We start from the raw sequence: 23,839 nt of genomic DNA on the forward strand, positions 1-23,839 counted from the left end.
TGATCCAATTCGCTACACTAAAAGAGTAGAGAAATAACTCAGAAGTCCCAGTCCACAGGCTTGGACTTAACTCTTTTAGAAACAATATTTTGGCCGTAACTCTTTATAAATGAATATTTTACAAAACTAAATCCGCGTAAACAGCTAAAACAAAAAGGCTTATACCCAAAGTACCCCGGGGGGGGTGGGGTGCCATTCGAGAACATAACCCGGCTGCGCGATAGACTTAGGTCATGGAAGTTCTGTACGGTCTTCATCCGGTCGAGGAGGCCATCCGTTCCGGTTCGCGCCAGCTTGACCACGTAAGCGTCGCCCGCGAGCGCCGCGACGAACGCCTCGAGCGTCTCATCCAGCTCTGCCGCGCCGCAGGCATTCGCGTCGCGCTCGAGCCTCGCGATCAGCTCACCCGCCTCGCCCGCACCGACGCCCATCAGGGAGTGCTCGCAGTCGTCAGAGAGCGGCAATTTCTCAGCGTCGAAGACCTTCTGGCACGCAAAGAAGAGGGACAGCACCGCTTCTTCCTCGCCCTCGACGGCGTCGAAGACCCGCATAATCTCGGTGCCCTGCTCCGCACCGCCGACGGAGCTGGAGTCGATGGAGTCATCCTGCCCGAGCGACGCTCCGCTCCCGTCACCGCGACGGTCGCCAAGACCTCCGCAGGAGCCTCGGAGCACGTTCGCATCGCCCGCGTCACCAACCTCGTCCGCGCCCTCGAGCAGATGAAGCAGAAACACGTCTGGGTTCTCGGTCTCGACGAGCGCGGAACACCGGACTACACCGAGTTCGACTTCAAGACCGATTGCGTCCTTGTACTCGGACGCGAAGGCGCAGGACTGCACGATCTGGTCAAAAAGACCTGCGACCATCTGCTGCGCATCCCGATGGCCGGTCAGGTCTCGTCGCTGAACGTCTCCGTAGCTGGCGCGGTCGTGATGTACGAAGCCATGCGCCAACGGCGGCCGCCGGCAGAAAAGCCTGCGAAAAAGCCAGAGAAACCCCGCAAGGGATTAGGATCCTGAATTTGAAGCTGATGTCCGTTCTTCCGCACTACCGCCTGTGCCTGCTCGCCGCCGCCCTCCCGCTCAGCTCGCTGGCAGTCGCTCAGGTCAAGCAGCCTGCCACCAGTCAGCGCGACAAAGTCCTCTTCAGCAGCGACCACCCTCCCGCACCGCCCGCGACGAAGACTGCAAAATCGATCGACACCGTAAGCGATGCCGAGCGCAGCTCCCTCACCTTCACCGCCTACGATCTCGACGTACATCTGATTCCTGCAAAGTCGCAGCTATCCGTGCGAGCAAAACTGACCGTACGCAACACGGGAACCCAGCCGCTGACCGATCTGGCCTTCCAGCTCTCCTCCTCGCTGACGTGGGAGAGCTTCGAAATGCGCAGCGGCGATCGCATCGTTCCGCTCGTCTTCGCGCAACACCTCATCGACACCGACACCGATCACACCGGACAGGCAAAGGAAGCCATCGTTACTCTGCCTCAGCCTCTGGCTCCTAACGCGACGGTCGAGTTGACGACGTTCTACTCCGGCGAGATAGAGCAATCGGCCAAGCGTCTGGAGCGCATCGGAGCGCCAGTTGATCAGGCTGCTGACGCCGACTGGGACAAGATCGCTCCGGACAGCACAGCTTTGCGCGGCTTCGGCAACGTGCTGTGGTATCCCGCGGCCTCCGCGCCCGCGCTGCTCGGCGATGGAGCCAAGCTGTTCCAGCTCGTCGGTAAAACTCGCCTGCAGCAAGCCGAGGCGACTATTCATCTGCGCCTCGCCGTCGAGTACACCGGCAACCCGCCCGACGCAGCCTTCTTCTGCGGTCAGCGCAAACCGATGGTCGCCGTCAACGAGAACGTCGATGCGGCCTCGGCAACGAATCAGCCCGGAGTCGCCACGGCAGATTTTCCCAGCCGCCCGTTGGGCTTCCGCTCGCCCAGCCTGTTCCTCACCGCCGGTGCGCCCACGGCAACGGACGGCAACGAGATCGCCGCTGTGACCGAACACTACGACACCGTACCGATGTACGCAGCGGCCGCCATTAAAGTGCAACCGCTCCTGAAAGACTGGCTCGGCGCCGATCCGCTGACGACGCTCAATATCATCGACCACAACGGCCAGCCCTTTGAAGACGACTCTCTGCTCGTCGCTCCGATGCGCGCTATTGATCCGGATGCTTTGGCGCCATCGCTGATTCACTCTCTGACGCACGCGTGGTTCCGCTCCTCCCATGTGTGGCTCGACGAAGGCGTTCCGCAGTTCATGTCGCTGCTATGGCTCGAGCACACGCAAGGCCGCGATGCCGCGCTGCAACAACTGCAACAGCAGGTAAACACGTTGGCCCTGGCCGAGCCCACAATCCCTGAGAACGCAGACCCAACGCTCGAGGGACAGAGCCTGATCCGCGCAAGCGACGAGATCTACTATCGGACGAAGGCGGCAGACGTGTTGTGGATGCTACGGGACATCGTGGGCAACGACGCGCTCAAGCAGGCGCTGCAAAATTATCGCCAGAGCGGCAGCCGGGACGATGATCCAAAAGAGTTTCAACGAGTCCTGGAGCAGTCCTCGCATAAAGATCTCAACTGGTTTTTCAACGATTGGGTTTATCACGACCGTGGCTTGCCCGATCTGACCATCGTCAACGTAACCCCGCGCCAGCTCTCCGCACCTGGGCTGAAGGCGGCGAGCTGGCTGGTGGCGATCGAGGTGCGCAACAATGGCGACGCAGCCGCCGAGGTTCCGGTCACGGTCCGTTCAGGAGCGCTGACTACCACCGAACGCCTTCGCATCATGGGACAATCGAGCGCTTCGACCCGCATCGTCTTCGAAGGCACTCCCGACGAGGTCATCGTGAACGATGGCAGCGTGCCCGAGATTGGCGCAAGCACGCATACCAAGCAGCTTGTGAGGCATTGATCCTTATCGACGTCATCGACGTCCGCGGCGGGAATGGTGAACTACAGGATGGGCGGAGTTTGCAGTCCAGACCTGCTCGCCAAACCACGGCCGAACCGCCGTCAGGTCGATAACAGAAGGTGCGGAAGGTGTAGCGACATGGCTGGCCGGCTGTACCTTCGCCAATCCATCTCCCAGCTCCGGCAACGCGTTCGCCAGCGCGAGCAGGCGTGAAGGCGTTGCCATCCCGGTAAGGTGCAACGTATATCCGGTCGCGCCGAAACGGCCTTCCAGCATCGCCGGTTCCTTGCCGCCAAGCGCCAGCGCCGTGGGAGCCAGCACAAAGCTGCTCCCGGTTGTCGGCGGTGCAGCGTGCTTCGCGTGGGAATTCGCCTTGGTTTCGGGCTGCTCGACCGAACGGATGGCAATGTTGCCCGAGACCAGCGAGGATGCCCCGGTATTCGCGCTCATCAGCCTGGCGCGTGTCAGGAACATCGCTCCCTGCCACGATGGCGCAGCAGGCGATGCGCTGGGACGGTGAGAGATCGTTCCCGTCAGTGTTCCGCCCATGGTGACGTCGGGAGGAATACGCTCGTTGACGACATGCAGCCAATCCACAAGCGTGTCCGCCGGAATGCCGGGAATGGAGACATCGAGGGTCGCCGAATGGAGATCATGGATGTCCGGCAATGAGCCCGAGAGCATCAGCACCTGGGTTCCGGATGAGCCGGACGGCGGCCAACTGCAGCGAACCTTGTTGAAGGAATGAAACAGGTTCGTGGCGTCGCCAAGACACTCCATCTCGATATTCAAAGGATGGTTGGGAACGAAGTCGGCACGGCGAGCGTTCTCCGTGCTCAATTTCGCTTCCACCGAGCTGGCTCCCACCGTTCCCTGTATGTTTGCCAAGAGCGTCATGTTGCCGCGCCAGCCAGCGTCACGGCCAAACAAAACCCGGCTTGCTCCTCCGAGCGGCGCATCGCGCCACTCCCCCTGCAGGCGAATCGGCACCTGCCGCAGCGAGGAGGCGCGCCCAAGGGTGCCTTCAATCTGAATCGTCCCTGCACCTGAGACTACGGTGTCGGTTCGGGCGGGAGCGGCCTTCAGGCGAAGATGCCATTGCTCCGGGTTTGGAAGCCAGAGGGCGAATTCGGCGTCGGTAAACGAGAGCGGGATCTTTTCCTGGCCGAGCTTGATGTTCAGCCGCGCCCCGGTCGCCTCGATATACGGGAAGCGCGGTGTTGGGCCAGCCTTCTTCTGCGCTGTCGGAGCCGCTTCGATGTGCGACGCCTGCAGGAGAATGCTCTCAAGGTTCCACTTGCCGTTTGGCAGATGCACCAGGTTGACGCTGGGATCGGTAAAGCTGATGGTGGAGAACTCTACCCGCCTGGTCCACAACGAGCGGATGCGGAGGGTCACTCGCACCGAGTTGGCCCGGATGATCGGCTCGGAACCGAAGGCCGGGTCTTCGTCGACGACCAGGTTGTTCAGCGTAAATCCCGGCAGCGGCAACAGGTTCAGCGTCACCTGGTCCAGGTGGACCGGACGGCCGAGGCTCTGGCTGATGCTGGTGGCGATACGGTGCTGCAGGCGGTTGACGGTGATCAGAGGCGGAATAATCGCCAGAAGAATCAGGGCTACAAGCGTTAGCCACAGAAAGAGATAGCGGCGGAAGAAGCCGCCGGATCGGGGCGACTCCTCGTCGCTCTGCATGTGAGTTGAATCCATTTCCTGCATGAATAATTATTCCGCGTGGAACATTCACACGCGGCTTCAGCCTCTATCGAATGATGTGGAATGTGCGACGCCAGCGAGTCTCGTCGAAGAAATGAACGAGGATATGGCCCATGAAGCCTATGCGGTCGCCGAGGCTTGTCTTATCCATCTGGTCGGCAGGCGTCTCGAACGACCAGTAGACGAACAGAGGTCGGCCGACGATGTTCTGCCGGGGAACGAAACCCCAATAGCGGCCATCGAGGCTTTCGGTGCGGTTGTCGCCCATGGCGAAGACCATGCCGGGCGGAACAACCAGATCGCCGTTTTGAACGTGGTTGGGAAGATCGAGCGCCCAGCTTGCGGTGATGCCAAGTGCGTGTATCTCATACGGGGGAGGGGGAACTGCCGGGAAGTCGTCGCGATAGGCATCAAAAGCGTGCTGTGGGTTGCCGTCTTCGACTGGCTTGCCTGCCTGTGGCTCATCCTGCGCAACACCGTTGAGATAGACGATTCCGTTGTGAAGATGAATGCGGTCGCCAGGGATGCCGATGGCCCGTTTGACCAGGAAGAGATCGGGGCTTTCCGGATTCGGCTTGTAGAAGACGATGACGTCGCCGCGTTGGATATCGCGGTAGTGAACGAAAGGAGCCCACTTCGTCGGCGGCGCGAACGAAGTCCGATCGACCAGAACGTGATCGCCGATCAGCAAGGTCTTCTCCATGGAACCAGAGGGAATCTCGTAGTTCTGGAAGATGAACGTCATGACGAACAAGCCGATCGCAAGGACGGTGCAGATGGACGCCAAAGATTCCAAAGGAGTTTCGGTTTGATCTACCTGTTTGGCGGTCGTCTCTTCCGGTTCGGATGCCATTGTGCTCATTTAATGCTTGTCTCCACAGATGCAAGTGTCAGTGTATCGCCGATTTGCGGTCTTGACGCGCAGTTTGTGGTCGATCTACTCCTGAACCACTGCTTTGACCAGATTGCGGGGGTTGTCCACGTCGATGTTGCGGCCTATCGCCATGAAGTAGGCAAGTAGTTGTAGCGGAACGACTTCGTAGAGAGGAGCGATGTACTCGGCACATCGGGGGATGGTGATGGTGTGATTGCTGAGCTCGGCGATGCGGGTGTCGCCCTGGTTGACGATGGAGAGCACGACGGCCCCCTGCTTGCGCATATCGCGGAGGAGGTTGACCGTCTTTTCGTAGCGCAGCAGAGAGTCCGGCGCCTGAGGATCGCTGGTTGCGAGCACGACGAGAGGAGTGTTCGCGTCTATGAGAGCGTTGGGGCCGTGCTTAAGCTCGCCGGTGGGATAGCCCTCGGCCTGGATGTAGGAGGACTCCTTGAGCTTCAACGCTCCTTCGCGAGCGATGGGGTAGTGGACACCGCGACCGAGGAAGAGGAAGGATTCGGCGGACTGAATTTTGGGGGAGAGTTCGCCGATCTTCGACTCCCACTCGGGCAAGATGGACTGCATGGCGGCAGGGACGGCACCTATCTCCTGGAGGTGCGATTCGACGACGGCGCGTGTCATGCGGCCACGGATGCGGGCGGCGAAGAGCGAGAGCAACGAGAGCACGGTAAGCTGCGTGGTGAAACTTTTGGTGGCGGGAACGGCGCGCTCGATGCCTGCCATGGTGGGCAGAGAGCAGCTTGCCAGTTTGGCCATGGTGGATTCGGGCTTGTTGGTGATGGCGATGGTAGAGGTGCCGCGGGCGATGGCCTCGCGCAGGGCCTCGGAGGTATCGGCGGTTTCGCCGGACTGCGAGATGGCGAGGAAGCAGGGGTTTTTGAGGGTGTGGGTGGAACGGTAGATGTACTCGCTGGCGTACTCGACGTCGACGGGGATTCCGGCGAGGTCTTCGAAGAGTATCTCGCCGACGAGCCCGGCGTGGCGGCTGGAACCGCTGGCGGAGATGAGCAGGCTCTCTTTGCCGACGAGCGCCTGGAGCGCGGTGCGGAAGGTGTCCTCGCGGAGACAGTTGGCCTCGGTGTAAGCAGCCAGGGTTTCGGCGATGGCGTTGGGCTGCTCGAAGATCTCGCGGAGCATGGCGTGGGGGAAGGTTTTGTTGGGCGGAAGCATGGCTGAATAGTCCCCTTCTGTATCTTCTAGTTATAAATGAGTGCGATGAAACGAGTGGTTCGTCCAAAGCCGTTGGAGCTTCAGCGCGGGCTGTCTACCAGCTCGGCTCTGGGGCTGAACGTGATCGACATGGTGGGGGTGGGGCCGTTTATTACCCTGCCGCTGATCGTGGGTGTGATGGGCGGACCGCAGGCAATGCTGGGCTGGGTGCTGGGAGCGTTGCTGTCGCTGTGCGATGGGCTGGTGTGGAGCGAGTTGGGGACGGCTTATCCCGAGGCGGGGGGATCGTATGCGTATCTGAAACACCTTTATGGCGAGCGCGGACTGGGGCGCGGGTTCTCATTTCTGTATGCGTGGCAGTTGCTGTTCAGCGCTCCGCTCTCGATTGCTTCGGGGTGCATTGGGTTTTCGCAGTATGTCTCGTTCTTTGCGCCGAATGCTGGCCATGCGTTCTTTTCGGCGCGGTGGCTGGGGGTTCCGATTGTGCTGAGCGGGCAGACGCTGATCGCGATGGCGGCGTGCCTGATCGCGGTGGTGGTGCTCTATCGCAGCATCGTGAAGATCGACCGCATTGTGCGCTGGCTGGGAGTGGTGGTGGTGCTGACGCTGCTGATTATTATCGTCGCGGGGTTTCTGCACTTCGACGCGCATCGAGCGTTTGATTTTCCTGCGGGGGCGTTTCATCTGAATGGCGCATTCTTTGTGGGGCTGGGCGCGGGGATGCTGATCTCGGCCTATGACTATTGGGGCTATTACAACGTGTGCTTTGTGGCGGGAGAGGTGCGCGATCCGCAACGGACGATTCCGCGCGCGGTGCTGGGAGCGATTGGGATTGTAGGCACGCTTTATCTGCTGATGAACGTGAGCGTGCTGGGGGTACTGCCGTGGCGAGAGTTGGCCGCCGATACCGACAGCCATGCGCGGATGTTTACGATGGCCGTGTTCATGGAGCGGCTGTATGGGCATACCGCCGCTGGAGTTGTCGTTGTGCTGATTGCAGTGGCAGCGCTGGCTTCGGTGCTTGCGTTGCTGCTGGGTTATTCACGGATTCCCTTTGCGGCGGCTCGGGATGGGAACTTTCCGGCGTGGTTTGGAGCAGTGCACGAGAAGCACAGGATTCCGCAGCACTCGCTGCTGACGCTGGGCGCGATGACGATGGCCTGCTGCGTGTTTCGGCTGCAGGAAGTGATTACAACGCTGGTGGTGATTCGGATCCTGTTTCAGTTTCTGTTGCAAGGATTGGCGGTGCTGCTGCCGCAGCATCGACGCGAACGGAAGCTGCGCGGATTCAGGATGCCGCTGTATCCGCTGCCGGTTTTACTGGCGCTGGGTGGGTTTGTGTTCATCCTGTTTTCGCGGCCTCACTTTACGCGAGAGATGCAGACTGCTGGATTGATTCTGATCGCAGGCGGTGTGGTCTATGGCGTGCGATATGTTGCGGGGCGCGGCGAAGGTTGATTCGATGTCGTTGTTGCGGAGACGGGGCTGAGTGGGCAGAGACAAGCGGAGCCAGGGTAGTTTTAACGATTTACTTTTGGATTTATTGCGTTCTGTGGTTACGACCAGCTAAATTGACAGGTAGATCGATTCCCTTGAAAGCTGGTATGAAAATTATGTCGCGAAAGATGCTGCCTCTTTATGCAGGCTTGATTGCAACCGTCTCGGTGATGATGTGCGGAGCCACGGCAGGGGCGCAATCGACGCCAGTGTATATGGATTCTTCGCAGCCGGTGGCCAAGCGCGTAGACGACCTTGTGGGCAAAATGACGCTTGCGGAGAAGGTCTCGCAGATGCAGAACCATGCGGCGGCGATTCCGCGACTGGATGTGCCGGAGTACGACTGGTGGAGCGAAGGCCTGCACGGCATTGCACGGTCGGGCTATGCGACGGTGTTTCCGCAGGCGATTGGGCTGGCAGCGACGTGGGACACACCGCTGATGCATGAGGTGGCGACGACGATTTCGACCGAGGCGAGGGCGAAGAATGCGGAGGCGCTGCGGCATGGGAATCACAGCATCTATTTCGGGCTGGATGTATGGTCGCCGAACATCAATATTTTTCGCGATCCGCGATGGGGACGAGGGCAGGAGACGTATGGCGAAGATCCGTTTCTGACTTCGCGGATGGGAGTGGCGTTTGTCGAAGGGCTGCAGGGCAACGATCCGCACTACTTCAAGACGATTGCCACGCCGAAGCATTATGTTGTGCACTCGGGACCGGAGAGTACGCGGCATGTCGCCAATATTGATGTCTCCCCGCACGACCTGGAGGACACGTATCTTCCTGCGTTTCGCGCCACGGTGAAAGAGGCCAGGGCGGGAAGCATCATGTGTGCGTACAACGCGATTGATGGCGAGCCGGCGTGCTCGAATACATTTTTGCTGTCGGACATATTGCGGAAGACGTGGGGCTTCAAGGGCTATGTGACATCGGACTGCGGAGCGATTACGGACGTTGCCGAAGGGCATAAGTTTTCGCCCGACATCGAGCACGCTTCGGCAGTTTCGGTGAAGGCGGGGACGGATACGAGCTGCGGGGATGAGTATGCCAGCCTGACCAAGGCGGTGAAGGATGGACTGATCTCGGAGGCGGAGATCGACCAGGCGGTGAAGCGGCTGTTTACCGCACGGTTCGAGCTCGGGCTGTTTGATCCGGCGTCGAAGGTGGCCTATGCGCGGATACCTTTTTCAGAAGATGACTCGGTGGCACATCGCGAACTGGCGCTGCGCGTGGCTGAGAAGTCGATGGTGCTGCTGAAGAACGACGGCATCCTGCCGCTGAAGAAGAGTGTGAAGACGATCGCTGTGATTGGGCCGAACGCGGCTGCGCTCTCTGCGATCGAGGGAAACTATAACGCGATTCCATCGCATCCAGTGTTGCCGCTGGCCGGGATGGAGGCAAAGTTTGGCGGGCAGGCGAAGGTCCTTTATGCGCAGGGATCGCCTTATGTTTCGGAGCTGACAGTTCCGGTGCCACGGACGGTATTGCGTCCGGCGAAGGGCAGCGCGGCGTTTGGGTTGAAGGGAGAGTACTTCGACAATATCGATTTCACGGGCAAGCCTGTGGTGACGCGAGTGGACCAGCAGGTGGACTTCGATTGGGACGCGGCTGCTCCCGTACCCGGGGTGAAGGCTACGGCATTTAGCGTGCGCTGGACGGGAACGATTACACCTCCGGTGGCGGGCAAGTATGAGTTCAGCTTCCGCAGGGAGGCTGAAGGGGTGCGCGTATTCCTCGATGGCAAGCAAGTAACGCAGGAGCAGGCGCAGAAGCACTCGCATCGAGTCGAGCCGTTTGTGCTGGATTTGAGCGATGGACACGCACATGATCTGCGCATCGAGTACACCCATCACACTCCGTTGTTTGATGCAGGAATCTCGTTCGACTGGAAGCCGCCGGTGGAGGCTGAGCTCGCCGAGGCGGTGAAGGTGGCTAAGCAGGCTGATGTTGTTGTCGCGTTTGTGGGGCTTTCTCCGAACCTTGAGGGTGAGGAGATGCCGGTGCATGTCGACGGCTTTGACGGCGGCGACCGAACCGAGATCGAATTGCCTGCGGTACAGAAAGAGATGCTGGAGTCAGTGGCTGCTACAGGCAAACCGGTGGTCGTAGTGCTGATGAATGGAAGTGCGCTGGCGGTGAAGTGGGCCAAGGAAAATGCGGCGGCAGTGTTGGAGGCATGGTATCCGGGCGAAGAGGGCGGAGCGGCGATTGCCAATACGCTGGCGGGTGACAACAATCCCGCGGGACGGCTGCCGATTACGTTTTATACGGGGACGAAGGAGCTGCCGCCATTCGACGACTACTCGATGGCAGACCGGACCTATCGCTACTTCAAAGGGACGACGCTTTGGGGCTTTGGATACGGGCTCAGCTACTCGAAGTTCAAGTGGAGCGATGTGAAGCTGTCGTCGGAGAAGCTGACGGCAGGCGAGCCGCTGACACTCGACGCGGAGGTGGAGAATACCGGCTCGGCGAAGGGAGATGCGGTGTCGGAGATTTATCTGAAGGCTCCGGAGTCGGCCACGGCTCCGATTCATTCGCTGGTGGGGTTTGTACGGACCTCGCTCGATGGCCATGCACGGCAGCATGTGCATGTGGTGATCGATCCTCGCAACCTGAGCACGGTGGTGGCGGATGGAAAGCGCAGCATTGAGGCTGGAGAGTACACACTGTTTGTTGGTGGAGCGCAGCCGGGAGCGGATGAGGATGGTGTAACGAAGCAGTTCACCATTGTTGGTTCGAAGCAGTTGCCCCGGTAGATTAAGCCTCGCTGCGAAATAGTACCGCCCCTGTCTTCCATGATCTCTATGGAAGGCAGGGGCCTTTTTATTGATCCGCAGGACAAGGGAAACACCTCTTTCGATAGTTACTTTTGATTCGTATGGGTTGCGGGTAGAATCCTCTACTGGAATAGCGCAGCGTTGGCGGCGGTTGCGAATTTATTGAGAGTTACCGGTAAGGATTTGCCGGGTTGAGGGAGCTGGCTCATGGAGAAGCGATATATTCTCGCGCTCGATCAGGGAACGACGAGTTCGCGGGCGATGGTGATCGATGGCTCGGGCAATGTGGTGTCGATCCGGCAGCGCCCTTTCAAGCAGATCTTTCCCAAGCCGGGCTGGGTGGAGCATTCTCCTACGGAGATATGGTCGTCGCAGAGCGGCGTAGCCACCGAAGCGCTGGCGGCAGCCGACCTGACGGAACGGGATATTGCAGCCATCGGAATTACGAACCAGCGCGAGACGACGGTGTTGTGGGACCGCGAGACGAGCGAACCGGTGCACAACGCGATTGTGTGGCAGGACAGACGGACGGCAGAGTTCTGCGATAGCCTGCGAAGCCATGGCGATGCTCCGATGATTCAGGCCAAGACTGGCTTGCTGCCCGATGCTTATTTTTCCGGGAGCAAATTGAACTGGCTGCTGAACAATGTTCCAGGTGCACGGGAGCGTGCGGCGGCTGGCAAGCTGGCGTTTGGGACGGTCGATAGCTGGTTGATATGGAAGCTGACGCAGGGCGAGAGGCACGTTACCGATGCAACGAACGCCTCGCGGACGATGCTCTTCAACATCCATACGCTGGAGTGGGACGAAGAGCTTCTGAAGCTGCTGGATATTCCGCGATCGGTACTGCCGGAGGTGGTGGCTTCGAGCGGGCATTGCGGGACGACGAAGGGAATCCTGCATGGCATCTCCATCGCCGGTATTGCGGGAGACCAGCAGGCCGCGCTGTTTGGGCAGATGTGCACCGAGCCGGGGATGGCGAAGTGCACCTTCGGCACGGGCAGCTTCATGCTGATGAACACCGGCACCAAGCCCATGACTTCGCAGAACAAGTTGCTGACGACGATTGCGTGGAAGATCGGCGACAGGGTGGAGTATGCGCTCGAAGGAAGCATGTTGATGGCCGGCGCGGTGGTGCAGTGGCTGCGGGATGAGCTGCAGATGATTCGGACTTCGGCGGAGATCGAGTCATTGGCCGCTTCGGTCTCGAGTACGAATGGAGTGGTGCTGGTGCCGGCGTTTGCAGGACTGGGCGCTCCGCACTGGGACCAGTATGCGCGAGGCGCGCTACTGGGAATGACGCGAGGGACTTCGCGGGCGCATATCGCAAGAGCAGCGCTGGAGGGGATTGCGTTGCAGGCCATGGATGTTCTGGAGGCGATGCAGACGGACTCGGGTTTGCCGCTGGCACAGTTGCGGGTGGATGGCGGGGCATCGGCAAATAATCTGCTAATGCAGATTCAGGCGGACGTGCTGGGGATCGATGTCGTTCGTCCGAAGAATGCCGAGGCCACGGTGCTGGGCGCGGCGTATCTTGCTGGACTTGCTGTGGGATATTGGCCGGATAAAGAGACGATTGCGAGACAGTGGCAGATGGATAGAGTCTTCAAACCACAGATCGATGACGAGGCGCGACGCAAGGTAAAGGTCACATGGCACAGGGCTCTGGATCGTGCACGGGATTGGGCGGGGGAGACACAGGATTGAGCGAACGATCTGAAATATTACAACGGCTGGGCGAGCAGGGGGAGCCGTGGGATGTAGTAGTGATTGGCGGCGGCGCCAGCGGTCTGGGCGCGGCGGTTGAGGCTGCTTCGCGAGGCTATCGCACGGTGCTGGTCGAGCGCTTCGATTTTGCCAAGGGAACCTCGAGCCGCAGCACCAAGCTGGTGCACGGTGGCGTGCGGTATCTTGAGCAATTCAACATCACGCTGGTGATGGACGCTCTGCGGGAGCGGGGACACATGCTGCGAAATGCCCCGCACCTTGTCCACAATTTGCAGTTCGTAGTACCTGCGTTCGATTACTTCTCGCTTCCCTACTATGGCTTTGGCTTGAAGGTTTATGAGCGGATGTCGGGCAGGCTTTCGCTCGGGGCCTCGAAGCTGCTTTCGCGGGAGCGGACGGTGGAGATGCTGCCGGGGATTGCCGATTCAGGGCTGCGCGGCGGCATCTTGTATCACGATGGACAGTTCGACGACGCGAGGTATGCCATCTCGCTGTTGCGGACGTTTCAGGATTTGGGTGGGATAGCTGTTAACTATGTCGAAGCGGTTGGGCTACTGAAGCGAGACGGAAAGATCGTTGGAATTCGGGCGCGCGATTGCGAAGAAGATGTTCAGTTCGATTTGCAGGCGAAGGTTGTCGTGAATGCCAGTGGCGTTTTTACGGAAGAGGTGCTCGCCATGGACGGCGTGGCAGCGGAGTCGCTGCTAGCCGTGAGCCAGGGAACGCATTTTGTTCTGCCTCACTCCTTTCTGCCGGGAAGCACGGCGTTGATGATTCCCAAAACTGCGGATGGGCGGGTGTTGTTCGCTATACCGTGGCATGAATCGACGATTGTGGGCACAACTGATGTGCCGGTCAATGGGGCTTCTGTGGAACCGCGTTCCATGGCAGAGGAGAGAACGTTTCTACTCGACCACATTGCCCGCTATTTTGGGCGCAGGCCGCGAGCAGAAGAGATCCAGAGCATGTGGTCGGGGTTACGGCCGTTAGTACGCAAGGGTGGCGGTGGCAAGACGTCGAAGCTGTCGCGCGACCATACCATTCTGGTTTCTAAGTCGGGCCTGGTGACGGTGACTGGAGGAAAGTGGACGACCTATCGGCGCATGGGCGAGGACACGATCAACCATGCTGCTGAAGTCGCCGGGTTCGCGAAGATGGCATCGCGAACCCTGGACCTTAAGCTGCATGGATGGACGGACAGCTCAGGCGGGATTGCAGAATCAGACCGTGTGTATGGAGCTGATCTGCCGTTGCTGCAAAGTCTGTCGGACAATGATGCGGCGTTAGGGGCGCTCTTGCATCCGAGGCTGCCATACCGGCTGCGCGAGGTGGTCTGGGCGGTACGCTACGAGATGGCGCGAACCGTTGAGGACGTGCTCGCACGACGGACACGCGCACTCTTTCTGGACGCGCGAGCCGCGATTGAAGCGGCTCCTGCGGTTGCGGACCTCCTGGCTAAGGAGCTAGGGCGAAGCGATGCATGGCGGGACAAGGACTTGCAGCGGTTTGTGGATCTGGCGAATGGGTATATCTACCGGGATGAGTAAGTCCCGGATATGACGAGTAGTCCTCAGCTATGTTTCGATTCGCCGCTCAAGGCGCGGACGTGGGCGGGAAGATAGGGCCGAACCAGATATTGGTAAGCGCCTCCGCCGACAACACCGCCGATCAGCGGGCCTACCACCGGGATCCACCAATAGTTTTGCGGCGACGGGAAGGCCGAGCTGCCCCAACCCGTCATGAAGCAGAAGAGCCGCGGCCCAAAGTCGCGCGCGGGATTGATGGCCCATGCTTCCAGATATCCCATCGATGCGCCGATCAGAGCGACGAGCAGACCGATCATGAGTGCGCCGGAGTTGGCTCCCGGTGCCATCTCGTTGTAGGTTTCGGTGATGGCAAAGATGCCGAAGATTAGAAATGCCGTAAGGATGATCTGGTCGCTGAAGGCGTGCATGGGCGTGATCGCCAGACCTGGATGGGTGAAGAAGACTCCGGCTGCACCGCCCGCGGCCCGGGTAAGGTGCGAGACTTCGTTGAAGTGATCGATGACCGGAGAATACAGCGCATAGACCAGTGATGCTCCCAGGATTCCGCCTACGACCTGGGCGATGCAATAAGGGATGACTTTGACCCACTCGAATTTTCGGTAAAGGGCCAGCGCCAGCGTGACTGCCGGATTCGCATGCGTTCCTGAGACCGAGCCCGTCGCATAGATCGCGATGGTGACCGCCAGGCCCCACGCGATGCAAACTCCCCAGTACGCTCCCTGATAGGGGCTGGGCGTATAGAGCGAGTACATGGCGGCCACCGAGTCACCAAACGCAATGATGATGAAAACTGCTATCGTCTCGGCGATCAGCTCCCCAATCAATTGTCGCTTCATGGTGCCCGCCTCTTCGCTAATTTCGTTGCAAAGCAATCCTTCGACAGTTAAACGATGCCTTCGCTCAAGACCAGAGCGACGGCGCTGCGGAGCCGCGCGGCATTGCCATCGTAGGCTGGCCGCAGGACGGGAGACTTCGACAGGGAGTGCTTTCGCAGCTCTGCCTCGACGATGGGACCGAAGGTGTGCCAGACGCCGGTGATGTCGCCGACGACCACGATCTCCCTGGGAGCGAGCGCGGAGGCAATCATGCGGATGCCGCGGCCCAGATGGAGCGCCGTCTTTTCGAGCGCGCTGACGGCTTTTTTATTTCCGCTCTGCGCGAGCTTTAGTACATGATCGAAAGTTTCCGCTGGAGCCGACGGGGAGAGGTCGTTGTAGTAGCGAAGCGCGGCCCGATTGGACGCGAGCGTCTCCCAGCAGCCGCGATTGCCGCAGGCGCAGAGGGGGCCGTCGGGATCGATCTGGACGTGGCCAAACTCGCCGGCCATGCCGTTGTCGCCGCGAAGAAGCTGGCCGTTGGCGAAGATGCCGGTGCCGATTCCTTCGGAGACGTTGACGACGACGAGGTCGTGCATACCGTCGCTGTCGCCGAACCAAACTTCGGAGAGAGCGCAGGCGTTGGCTACGTTGTCCATCTCGACGCGCAGGCCGGTGGCGCGCTGAATGCGAGACTTGATGCTGAGGACAGGCCAGTTGAGGTTGGGCGCGAAGATGAGTTTCTGCAGATGAAGGTCGGTGCGCCCGGGAAGACTGATGCCGATGCCGTCGAAGGACTTTTCCTTGTGCGCAACGATGAGCTTGCGGATGCCGGAGACGATGGCAGTGAGCGCCTTGCCCGCATCGGAGGGAAGCACGATGACGTTCTGCGCAATGATCTTTCCGCCGAGATCAGCGACGGCGACCGTGGTCTGTGCGGGATGAATGTCGAGTGCGATGACTGCGCGCTGGTCGTTGAGCTTGATGAGCGTAGGACGGCGGCCACGGGGAAGACGGCCAGTGGCGCCCTCCAATATCCAATGGTCGGCGATGAGTTCTTCGACGATGAGAGAAACGGTGCTGCGCTGGAGGCCGGAGAGCCGAGCGAGATCGGCGCGAGAGACGGACGGGCGCGTGCGAATGAAATTGAAGAGCAGGTTCCGATTGATCTGGCGAGGGGTCTTATTCGAGGCGGTCTGTTTGCCGGCAAAGATAAAGTGCTGCATAGTTGGATTTATTTCCGCCCAGATCTGGCTACCTTCATCAGCCAGCGATCTATTCCTTCACATTAATTCGACACTGAATTTTGTGTGTAGCCTTTATACCATTGGAATTCCGCATTTCTCCATCCATATAAAGGCGAATGACTGACGTAGCCATCTAATGCCACAAAGATGAAGTAAAGGCAAAGAGGCCCGGCTGAGATTGCCGGACCCCTTTTGCGCTGGTCCTGGAGTTGTGGCTCTCAAAGCCTAGAGAGTTCCCGAGTTCTCCAGCGCTTTCTTCATACCCGCCCAACTGATACGGGTGGACTCCTCGTGCGTGGCAGCGCCATGCCAATGGGTTTCCAGGCTGACGGCTCCGTGGTAGCCAATGTTCTTGAGGTCGCGGAACTGCGCTGTCCAATCGATGAAGCCCTTGTCGACCGGAGACCAGGCGATCTTTCCGTCCGGCCCCTTCACTGCATTTTTAACGTGACAATGAAGGATGCGGTGCTTAGGAAGCAAATTCCAGCCGTTGGGGAAGGCATCGAGCTCGCCGCGCATCACGGCGTTGCCCGGATCCCAGTTGAGACCGAAGTGTCGAGACGGGACCGCCGCCAGGGTTCGCGCCGCTTCAGGAGCGGTCGCAGTGTTGCATTCAAACTCGTTCTCGATAACGAGAAGAAGGCCGTTCTTGCCGCAGGTCTCTGCTGCCTCTTTCAGCTTGTCGTCGATTGCGGCACGATAGGGCTTCACATCATCAAGCCGCCAGAAGTCGAAGCAACGAATCTTGTCCGTCTTGAACCGCTTCGCCAGCGCCATGTATTTGTCGAGGAGTTCGCCCTGCTGCTTGAAGCTGTCGTTGGCGCCAAAGTCGTGCTTTGGACTAAATGAGGACTTCGGAGCGTCGGGCCAATCGACCTTGAAGAGTGGACTGCCCATGTCGGTGACGCGAAGACTGTATTTTGCAAGGATCTTCTCCGCGTCCGCGAGCTGCGCCTCCGAGAGGGTATGCATGCTTTTGCCCCACATGCTGCGAAGCTCAACCCATTGCAACCCGAAGTCTTTCGAGATAACGGAACAGGCGTGATCGAAGTCCGGCGAAATCTCGTCGCTGATAACGCCAATCTTGAATGGCGACTTTGGCACCATCGCAAAAAGCGGCTGCGCTGCACAGGCTGCGGCCGCGATGCCTGCTCCTGCCAGGAAATTACGTCGTGAAAACCCTTCCATTATTCTTCCCCTTCTGCTCTTCTACTCAGTTCGAATCAATTGGTTTGCTCAAGCTGGAGGGCGGGACAATCAAAAAGAATAAATGTCCCGCCCTTCGACGATCGGAATGTATTGATCATTCTAGAACGAGATTCTTGCCGACGCCTGCAGCGTACGGCCGCCTCCCACTCCGTTGACACTGCCCTGACCGCTACTGAGCGTGCTGGTAACGCGGCCAAAGTTTCCTGACGTGAAAATATTTCCGCTGCCGCTGTTGGGGTTATTGAACTGAGGCGTGTTGCTCAGCTGGAATGCTTCGATGCGCATCTCCAGGGCCGCTTCGCGGAAGATGCCGAAGCTCTTGAACAACGAGACGTTGTCCTGAATATAGCCGGGGCCACGGAACTGATTTCTTCCCGTGTTACCGAGCCCTACGTTCTGCGGAGTGCACTGGGTTCCAGTGGGGCATCCGCTGGGCTGACCAAACGCAGTGGGATCAAGCCAGTATTTGTTCGGCCCAATGCCGTGAGTCACCTTGTAGGGGCCGACCAGATTTGCCGTCTGGGCCGTACCGGGCGTATTGAGTGTTCCACCGTTTGCATAGACCATAAAGGGTGTGCCCGACACAGCGGAGATAATGCCTGATACCTTCCAGCCACCGAGAGCTGCGGCAGCGATCCCGGTATTGAGATGGCTGTGGCCGCGACCAAAGGGCAGCTCGTAGGTAAAGCTCTGCTCATAATTCAAAAGCCGATCAAAGTCGTTGGGGGCGTAGTTCCTTCTCTGGTTGATATAGAAGAGGATGCCGCCGTCATCGCCGGTGACATAGCCCAATCCCTTTCCCCAGGTAAAGGCTGTTGTAAATGACAATCCATACGAGGTGCGCTTGTTGAGTTGGGCCTGCAGCGATTGATAGTTCGAGGAGAAGCCCTGGAAAAACAGGTTGGTGGCTGCCGTTCGCCCGAAAGTAGCATACTCGGGGTCAGACTTGCTGCCACCGCCATAGTAGCTGGGCAGATTGATGTTCTGGCCGCTCGCGATGTTCACACCGTGGTTTGCGACATAGGCAAGTTGCATGGAAAGATTGCCGGCAAACGCCTGCTGCACGGCAACATTCCACGACTCTACATAAGGATTTTTGAAGGTCTTGGGGATCACCGTGTAGACCTGACTGGTAAGCGCCGGAGTATTTGCGGGGATAATTCCATTGGTGGGAATGACGACCGGCACAGGTGCCGGAAATCCTGCCTGGAAGGTCGCAGTCGTGACCCCATCGCTCAGGACTGCCGGAGTGTAAGGCGAGCTTCCACCGGGCTGATAGCTGTTGTTGGCGCGTACGGGATAGTTGTAGGCATAGGTGTTATCGGGGAAGGGAGCATAACTGATGCCGAATCCTCCGCGAATGACCGTGTTGTCGGTAGCACGATAGGAAAAGCCGGTGCGCGGAGCGAAGTAGCGATAGCGCGTCTGCATCCCCAGATTCGACGGGTTGCCGCCAATACCCGCAAGCACAAGGTTATTGGTTGCCGGATCGTAGTTGGAGAAGCCGCCTGCAATCTTCGGCGTAGCGGGCGGATAGAACTCCCAACGAACGCCGAGGTCGACCGTCAACTTTGATGTCGCCTGCCACTTGTCGCTGGCAAAAGCGAAGAACCACCACTGCCGGTATGCCGGGAAGAAGGTGTTCAGGTCGCGACCAGTCTGGCTGGGCACATCGAGAAGGAAGCTGGCAATATCGTTTGCGACGTTGGTCTTGGCTCCAGCCTCCGAAGTCTGACTCTCTCCGAAGGTAAATGCGCCGCGCGGGCTGAAGGTCTGATCCTGCAGAAGATCGTCTCGCACGCGACGAAGATCAGCGCCGACCTTCAACGTGTGGTTGCGGATTACCTTGGTCCAGTTGTTGACAAGGTCGATATTGGCCTCGGCCCGAATCCAAGGCATCGACGCGGAGTAACCCATCGTTGGGCTGGTGAAATTACCGATAGTCACGGCGGCCTGGCCGGAGGTAAACGGCTGACCGTCAATATTCACCCCAGGGATACCGATGGTTGTCGCATCGCTGGTGCCGTAATCGCTCGGCTGCGATGTGTTGTGAAGGTGCGCAACGCCAAACCGGAATTCCGTGAAGAGCGTGGGTGAGAAGACGTGATCGTAGTTCACGCCGGTGCTATAGGAGTTCTGGGTGCCAGTCCCTTCAAAACCCCCGCCAGCAGGACCTCCTAAAAACGCTCCAAAGGCAGGCGCCTGGAAGAGAATGACACGCTGATAGCTGTACCGCCCGCTGAAATGGTCGCGGCCTGTCAACGCATAGTCCACTTTGGTGTCGAAACTGTCCGTGGTTTTGGTGAATGGCAGATTGGTTACAAAATTATTGGACGGCGATGCGAGATTGGACTGGTTGTTATTTGGCTGCGCCACCTTGCCCAGCGCGGTAAGGATCGCGAGGGAGATAGGATTCACCTTTCCGATCGGAATCTGATTGTTCACAAAAGCGGTACGCGGGCTCCCTGTTGTTCCATCGCCGGTAGTGGGATCGTAGACCTGTCCGGTTCCGTCCGTCTTGAGCGGGGCGCTGAGGTCGATAAAGCCCGAGCCGTTGGGGGTATAGAACGCCGGAGGAGGAATCGTGAATGTATTGGAGATGGCTTCGTGGTCTGTGGTGCGGAGATAGTCTCCGAAGAAGAACAGCTTGTCCTTGAGGATGGGGCCGCCAATGCTGCCGCCAAAGTAGTTGTAGGAAAGATGACCGAGTGGACCGCCAAAGTAGGAGCGCGCATTCACATCGTTGTTCTGAATGAACTCAAAGGCCGAGCCATGGAAGGAGTTGCTGCCGGACTTCAGGATGACATTGGTCACAGCGCCGGTGGCGCGGCCAAGCTCTGCTTCGTAGTTATTGGTCGAGATATCGACGGACTGGATCGCTTCCGCGGGCGGAATGATGATCTGGAGTAGACCGGTGCGCTCGTCGTCGTCGATGCCCTCGATCTGATAGAGATTTCCCATGCGCGCATTTCCGTTCGCCTCGGTCTGAAGAGAACCCTGCGCATTGAAGAACTGGGAGTGCTGGAAGGTTGCCGGCGATGTACCGGGAACCAGGTTGAGCAAGGACTGGAAGTTGCGATTCGTACCCAGCGGCAGGTTCGCTATCTGATGCGCTTCGATCTTTGTGCTGATGTCAGCGCGGTCTGTCTGAAGTACCGGCGGCGCCGTGGTGACCAGAACGGTCTCGGAGATGCTGCCGAGTTGAAGACTCACATCGACACGAGTCGAGGTATTGACCAGCAAAGCGATGTTTTGATGGGTGTTTTTCTTGAAGCCGTTGGCCTCAACCGTGACGGTATAGGTACCGGGCGTCAAGTCAGGAAAGGTATAGTTGCCGCTTGCGTTGGAGACGGACTGATGAGCTATGCTCGTCTTCGCTTCTGTAGCTGAGACGTTCGCATTGGCGACTGACGCGCCGGTGCTGTCGGTAATGGTGCCTAGCAGGGTTGCGTTGACGGCCTGCCCGAATGTGAAGTTTGCGGAACTGAGGACAAGAAAGACGGCGACACAGACAAGTATCTTATGGCGAATCACATGAACCTCCAGGAGTCGTGCATCAATTCAGTGTCAACAAATTATTGTTTGAAGAACGAACGAAAACCTATCAGGACGGCCTGAAAATAGCAACAAAAATAATAATGGAAAACGGTTGGACCAATTGGCTTCCAATCACATTGCGCTGGACGAGCTTACATCGGCAGAGTTAGGATGCCCTGCATGAGCCTTTCAATGTCCCGTCGTAACCTGTTGCGTGGAGGCGCGATGCTAAGCGCGTCAACCCTTTTTTCCAACCCTGCCTTCGCTTTTGCGGATGAGAACACACCAGCATCTTCCTCTCCGATACGGTTGGGAATCGCCAGTTATACCTTCAGAAATTTTGATCAGACCCACCTGATCGACTTCATGAGGGAGCTCAAAACACCTTATCTGAACCTGAAAGACGTTCACCTTCCGATGACTCCCGCGGATCAGGTAGCCAAGCGGGCAGCCGAGTACAGAGACGCCGGAATGATTTTAACGGCGGCTGGGACCATCTATTTTCCCAAGGATGACGATGACGACATTCGTGCGAAGTTCGACTACTGCAAAGCTGCGGGAATATCGCTGATCGTCGGCGCTCCGACCCATCAGACGCTGCCGCGCGTAGAGAAGTTTGTGAAGGAATACAACATCCGTCTCGCTATCCATAATCACGGTCCAGAGGACAAGGAATGGCCTTCGCCCTTGACGGTGCTCGCTGCAGTTAAGGATATGGACCCACGCATCGGTTGCTGCATCGATGTAGGCCACACCATGCGGACGGGAACCGATGTCGTCTCGGCAATCCGCGAGGCCGGACCGCGCTTGTTGGATATGCACATGAAGGATCTCGCCAAGAGCAACGTGAAGGAGAGCCAGGTCGCCGTCGGGGACGGGTTGATGCCGGTACCGCAGATCTTCAAGGCCTTAATCGAAATGAACTATCCCGGACAGGTCGATCTGGAGTACGAGATCTTCGCTTCCGATCCAATGCCGGGAGTCATCAAGAGCTTCGCTTACATGCGTGGAGTGCTTGCGGGGATGGGCTACAAGGGATAACGCTTGTACTGAGGGCCTACGCAGTGTGACGATTTCTAAATCGATATAGCCGCACTATAGTGCGCAGTTGCTACTTTGTAAAAATACGGTCGCCAGAATGTATCCGGAGTCCGGGATACAAACCTGGCGACCGCATCAGTTTTTACTTCGATACGCGCAGAAAGAGAACACCGTGGCCCGGCACAGTCACCGTGTAAGGCTCGCGAATCGTTCCGAGATCCTTTGACAGCCAAAGATCTTTTGCCTTAACCGCGTGGCCGAACCCAAGCTTGCTGAAGTCAACCTGCGTGATCAACGGTGTGGGCGCTCGATTGAAGACGCCAATAGCCTTCGAACCATCCCCCAGTGGCTTGGCCCATATTTCAATGGGGCCTTCAGCACTTATGCGGTCGCCCTGCTTCCCCGCCGAATCCTGATCGACGGCGATGACGTCGCGATTCGTAAGGATCGCAATGGTCTCCGGCGTCATGGTGGTCAGGTCATTGCCCGCCAGCAGCGGAGCGGCAAGAATGGCCCACAGAGCCATGTGGGTGCGATATTCCTCTGCCGTCATACCTCCGTTGCCAACTTCGAGCATGTCGGGATCGTTCCAATGGCCGGGACCGGCAAAGCGTGATAAGCCCGCCTGGCCGAAACCGATCTCCGCCATACGCGAGTAGTGGTCGTTGATGTCTCCAGTCGTGCGCCAGAGATTGCCACCAACGTTCGTGCCCCACCGCCAGACGGCATCCACACCATACTGGCAAAGGCTGTACACGATTGGCCGGCCGGTGCTGCGCAACGCGTCACGCATCTTGATGTAGGAGTCGACCATAATTTTGTTGGCCGCCTCGGGCGTCGGGGCAGCGCGCATCTGGTCGCGCAGTCCGCACAGGTCGTATTTTAGATAGTCGATACCCCATGCAGCGTAGGTTTCCGCATCCTGAACTTCATGACCATAGCTGCCCGCGAACTTCGCGCACGTCAATGTCCCCGGCGACGAATAGATGCCGAGCTTCAGTCCTTTACTGTGAACGAAGTCGGCCAGCGCCTTCATGTCAGGAAACCTGCTGTTCGGATGAATAATGCCCTGGGCGTCGCGCGTGCCCTGCCAGGTATCGTCAATGTTGATGTAGGTATAGCCCGCATCGCGCATACCGCTTGAGACCATGGCCTCTGCCTGCGCGCGAATGGTTGCGTCATCGATCTTGCCGTGAAAGTGGTTCCAACTATTCCATCCCATTGGGGGATGCACGGCCAGTCCGTTCTGCTGCGCCGGGGCGGCTCCCGGAGCAAGGAAGAGAACGGATATCAGGGCGGCGCAGGCAACGCGTATTCGTAAGAGCGTCATAAATTAGGACTCCCGGAGTGAGTATCTGTCTGTTAATAGGTGCGGTAAAGACAGGGAGTTTTATACGTCATCGCACGCAGAAAATGCAAATCGTATTTTTACTTATAAAAAGTTACCCCCACATATTGCTGAAGCTGGATTCCGCTGTCCACCGTGACGAAGGCAGTGAAGGGAACTCTACCCGCTTACCTCATAGGCCAGGCTTGAGTTTCGATCCATCTTTCTTTCTCTATGGAGCACAAATTTATCGCATGGAAGACACACGCCTGCGCCAGCAAGTTATAATCGCAAAAGCCGAAGCACAATCGCAACAAGAGTCGGAGAGTTGGCCGAGTGGCTGAAGGCGGCGGTTTGCTAAACCGTTATAGGGTCAAAAGCTCTATCGGGGGTTCGAATCCCACACTCTCCGC

The 23,839-nt window shown here is 58.5% G+C and carries 15 protein-coding genes and 1 tRNA gene; 8 read left to right on the top strand and 8 right to left on the bottom strand.

The window, feature by feature from the left end; translation table 11 throughout:
- The first annotated feature begins 233 nt into the window (after window positions 1-233).
- Together rlmB and VMU57_RS12780 are read left to right on the top strand one after the other, a co-directional pair.
- Window positions 234-1,019 (top strand): 23S rRNA (guanosine(2251)-2'-O)-methyltransferase RlmB, encoded by a 786-nt coding sequence (gene rlmB / locus VMU57_RS12775; RefSeq protein WP_325383970.1) that lies wholly within the window; start codon window positions 234-236, stop codon window positions 1,017-1,019.
- 11 nt (window positions 1,020-1,030) lie between these two features.
- A complete protein-coding gene (locus tag VMU57_RS12780; protein ID WP_325383996.1) occupies window positions 1,031-2,917 on the top strand; it encodes a M1 family aminopeptidase in 1,887 nt (628 codons plus the stop codon).
- Window positions 2,918-2,929: 12 nt separating this feature from the next.
- Here the strand turns inward: VMU57_RS12780 and VMU57_RS12785 are convergent, their stop codons facing one another.
- The 3 genes from VMU57_RS12785 to VMU57_RS12795 form a co-directional block, all read right to left on the bottom strand.
- Window positions 2,930-4,609, bottom strand: coding sequence for an AsmA family protein (locus VMU57_RS12785; protein WP_325383972.1), 1,680 nt, complete (start codon window positions 4,607-4,609; stop codon window positions 2,930-2,932).
- Window positions 4,610-4,676: 67 nt separating this feature from the next.
- Window positions 4,677-5,492, bottom strand: coding sequence for a signal peptidase I (gene lepB, locus VMU57_RS12790; protein WP_414648647.1), 816 nt, complete (start codon window positions 5,490-5,492; stop codon window positions 4,677-4,679).
- A 75-nt stretch (window positions 5,493-5,567) separates the two neighbouring features.
- A complete protein-coding gene (locus tag VMU57_RS12795; protein ID WP_325383974.1) occupies window positions 5,568-6,695 on the bottom strand; it encodes an SIS domain-containing protein in 1,128 nt (375 codons plus the stop codon).
- A 45-nt stretch (window positions 6,696-6,740) separates the two neighbouring features.
- Between VMU57_RS12795 and VMU57_RS12800 the strand changes: the two genes are divergently transcribed.
- From VMU57_RS12800 to VMU57_RS12815, 4 genes are all read left to right on the top strand, one after another.
- A complete protein-coding gene (locus VMU57_RS12800; protein WP_325383976.1) occupies window positions 6,741-8,153 on the top strand; it encodes an APC family permease in 1,413 nt (470 codons plus the stop codon).
- 146 nt (window positions 8,154-8,299) lie between these two features.
- Window positions 8,300-10,954 carry a glycoside hydrolase family 3 protein gene (locus tag VMU57_RS12805; RefSeq protein ID WP_325383978.1) on the top strand — a complete coding sequence of 885 codons (2,655 nt, stop codon included), beginning with the start codon at window positions 8,300-8,302 and terminating at the stop codon, window positions 10,952-10,954.
- A 228-nt stretch (window positions 10,955-11,182) separates the two neighbouring features.
- Window positions 11,183-12,682 carry a glycerol kinase GlpK gene (gene glpK, locus VMU57_RS12810; protein WP_325383980.1) on the top strand — a complete coding sequence of 500 codons (1,500 nt, stop codon included), beginning with the start codon at window positions 11,183-11,185 and terminating at the stop codon, window positions 12,680-12,682.
- The gene (locus VMU57_RS12815; RefSeq protein ID WP_325383982.1) at window positions 12,679-14,250 is read left to right on the top strand and encodes a glycerol-3-phosphate dehydrogenase/oxidase; all 1,572 of its coding nucleotides are present in this window, start codon (window positions 12,679-12,681) and stop codon (window positions 14,248-14,250) included. The genes glpK and VMU57_RS12815 overlap by 4 nt, the downstream gene beginning before the upstream one ends.
- 23 nt (window positions 14,251-14,273) lie before the next feature.
- On the opposite strand, the gene VMU57_RS12820 is transcribed toward VMU57_RS12815, so the two are convergent.
- From VMU57_RS12820 to VMU57_RS12835, 4 genes are all read right to left on the bottom strand, one after another.
- Window positions 14,274-15,086 carry an MIP/aquaporin family protein gene (locus VMU57_RS12820; protein WP_325383984.1) on the bottom strand — a complete coding sequence of 271 codons (813 nt, stop codon included), beginning with the start codon at window positions 15,084-15,086 and terminating at the stop codon, window positions 14,274-14,276.
- A 47-nt stretch (window positions 15,087-15,133) separates the two neighbouring features.
- Entirely contained in the window at window positions 15,134-16,291 is a 1,158-nt protein-coding gene (locus tag VMU57_RS12825) for an ROK family transcriptional regulator (RefSeq protein ID WP_325383986.1), read from the bottom strand.
- A 246-nt stretch (window positions 16,292-16,537) separates the two neighbouring features.
- Window positions 16,538-17,500, bottom strand: coding sequence for a sugar phosphate isomerase/epimerase family protein (locus VMU57_RS12830; RefSeq protein ID WP_325383988.1), 963 nt, complete (start codon window positions 17,498-17,500; stop codon window positions 16,538-16,540).
- Window positions 17,501-17,620: 120 nt separating this feature from the next.
- Window positions 17,621-21,055, bottom strand: coding sequence for a TonB-dependent receptor (locus tag VMU57_RS12835; protein ID WP_325383990.1), 3,435 nt, complete (start codon window positions 21,053-21,055; stop codon window positions 17,621-17,623).
- Window positions 21,056-21,250: 195 nt separating this feature from the next.
- Here VMU57_RS12835 and VMU57_RS12840 point away from each other — a divergent pair, with 195 nt between their 5' ends.
- Window positions 21,251-22,099, top strand: a complete 849-nt coding sequence (locus tag VMU57_RS12840; RefSeq protein WP_325383992.1) for a sugar phosphate isomerase/epimerase — start codon at window positions 21,251-21,253, stop codon at window positions 22,097-22,099.
- 142 nt (window positions 22,100-22,241) lie between these two features.
- On the opposite strand, the gene VMU57_RS12845 is transcribed toward VMU57_RS12840, so the two are convergent.
- Window positions 22,242-23,429 (bottom strand): glycoside hydrolase family 27 protein, encoded by a 1,188-nt coding sequence (locus VMU57_RS12845; RefSeq protein ID WP_325383994.1) that lies wholly within the window; start codon window positions 23,427-23,429, stop codon window positions 22,242-22,244.
- Between the two features lie 319 nt (window positions 23,430-23,748).
- On the opposite strand from VMU57_RS12845, the gene VMU57_RS12850 reads away from it, so the two are divergent.
- Window positions 23,749-23,838: transfer RNA gene (locus tag VMU57_RS12850), tRNA-Ser, on the top strand.
- Window position 23,839 lies beyond the last annotated feature (1 nt).

This window comes from Edaphobacter sp. (assembly GCF_035532915.1).
Taxonomy (GTDB): Bacteria; Acidobacteriota; Terriglobia; order Terriglobales; family Acidobacteriaceae; genus Edaphobacter.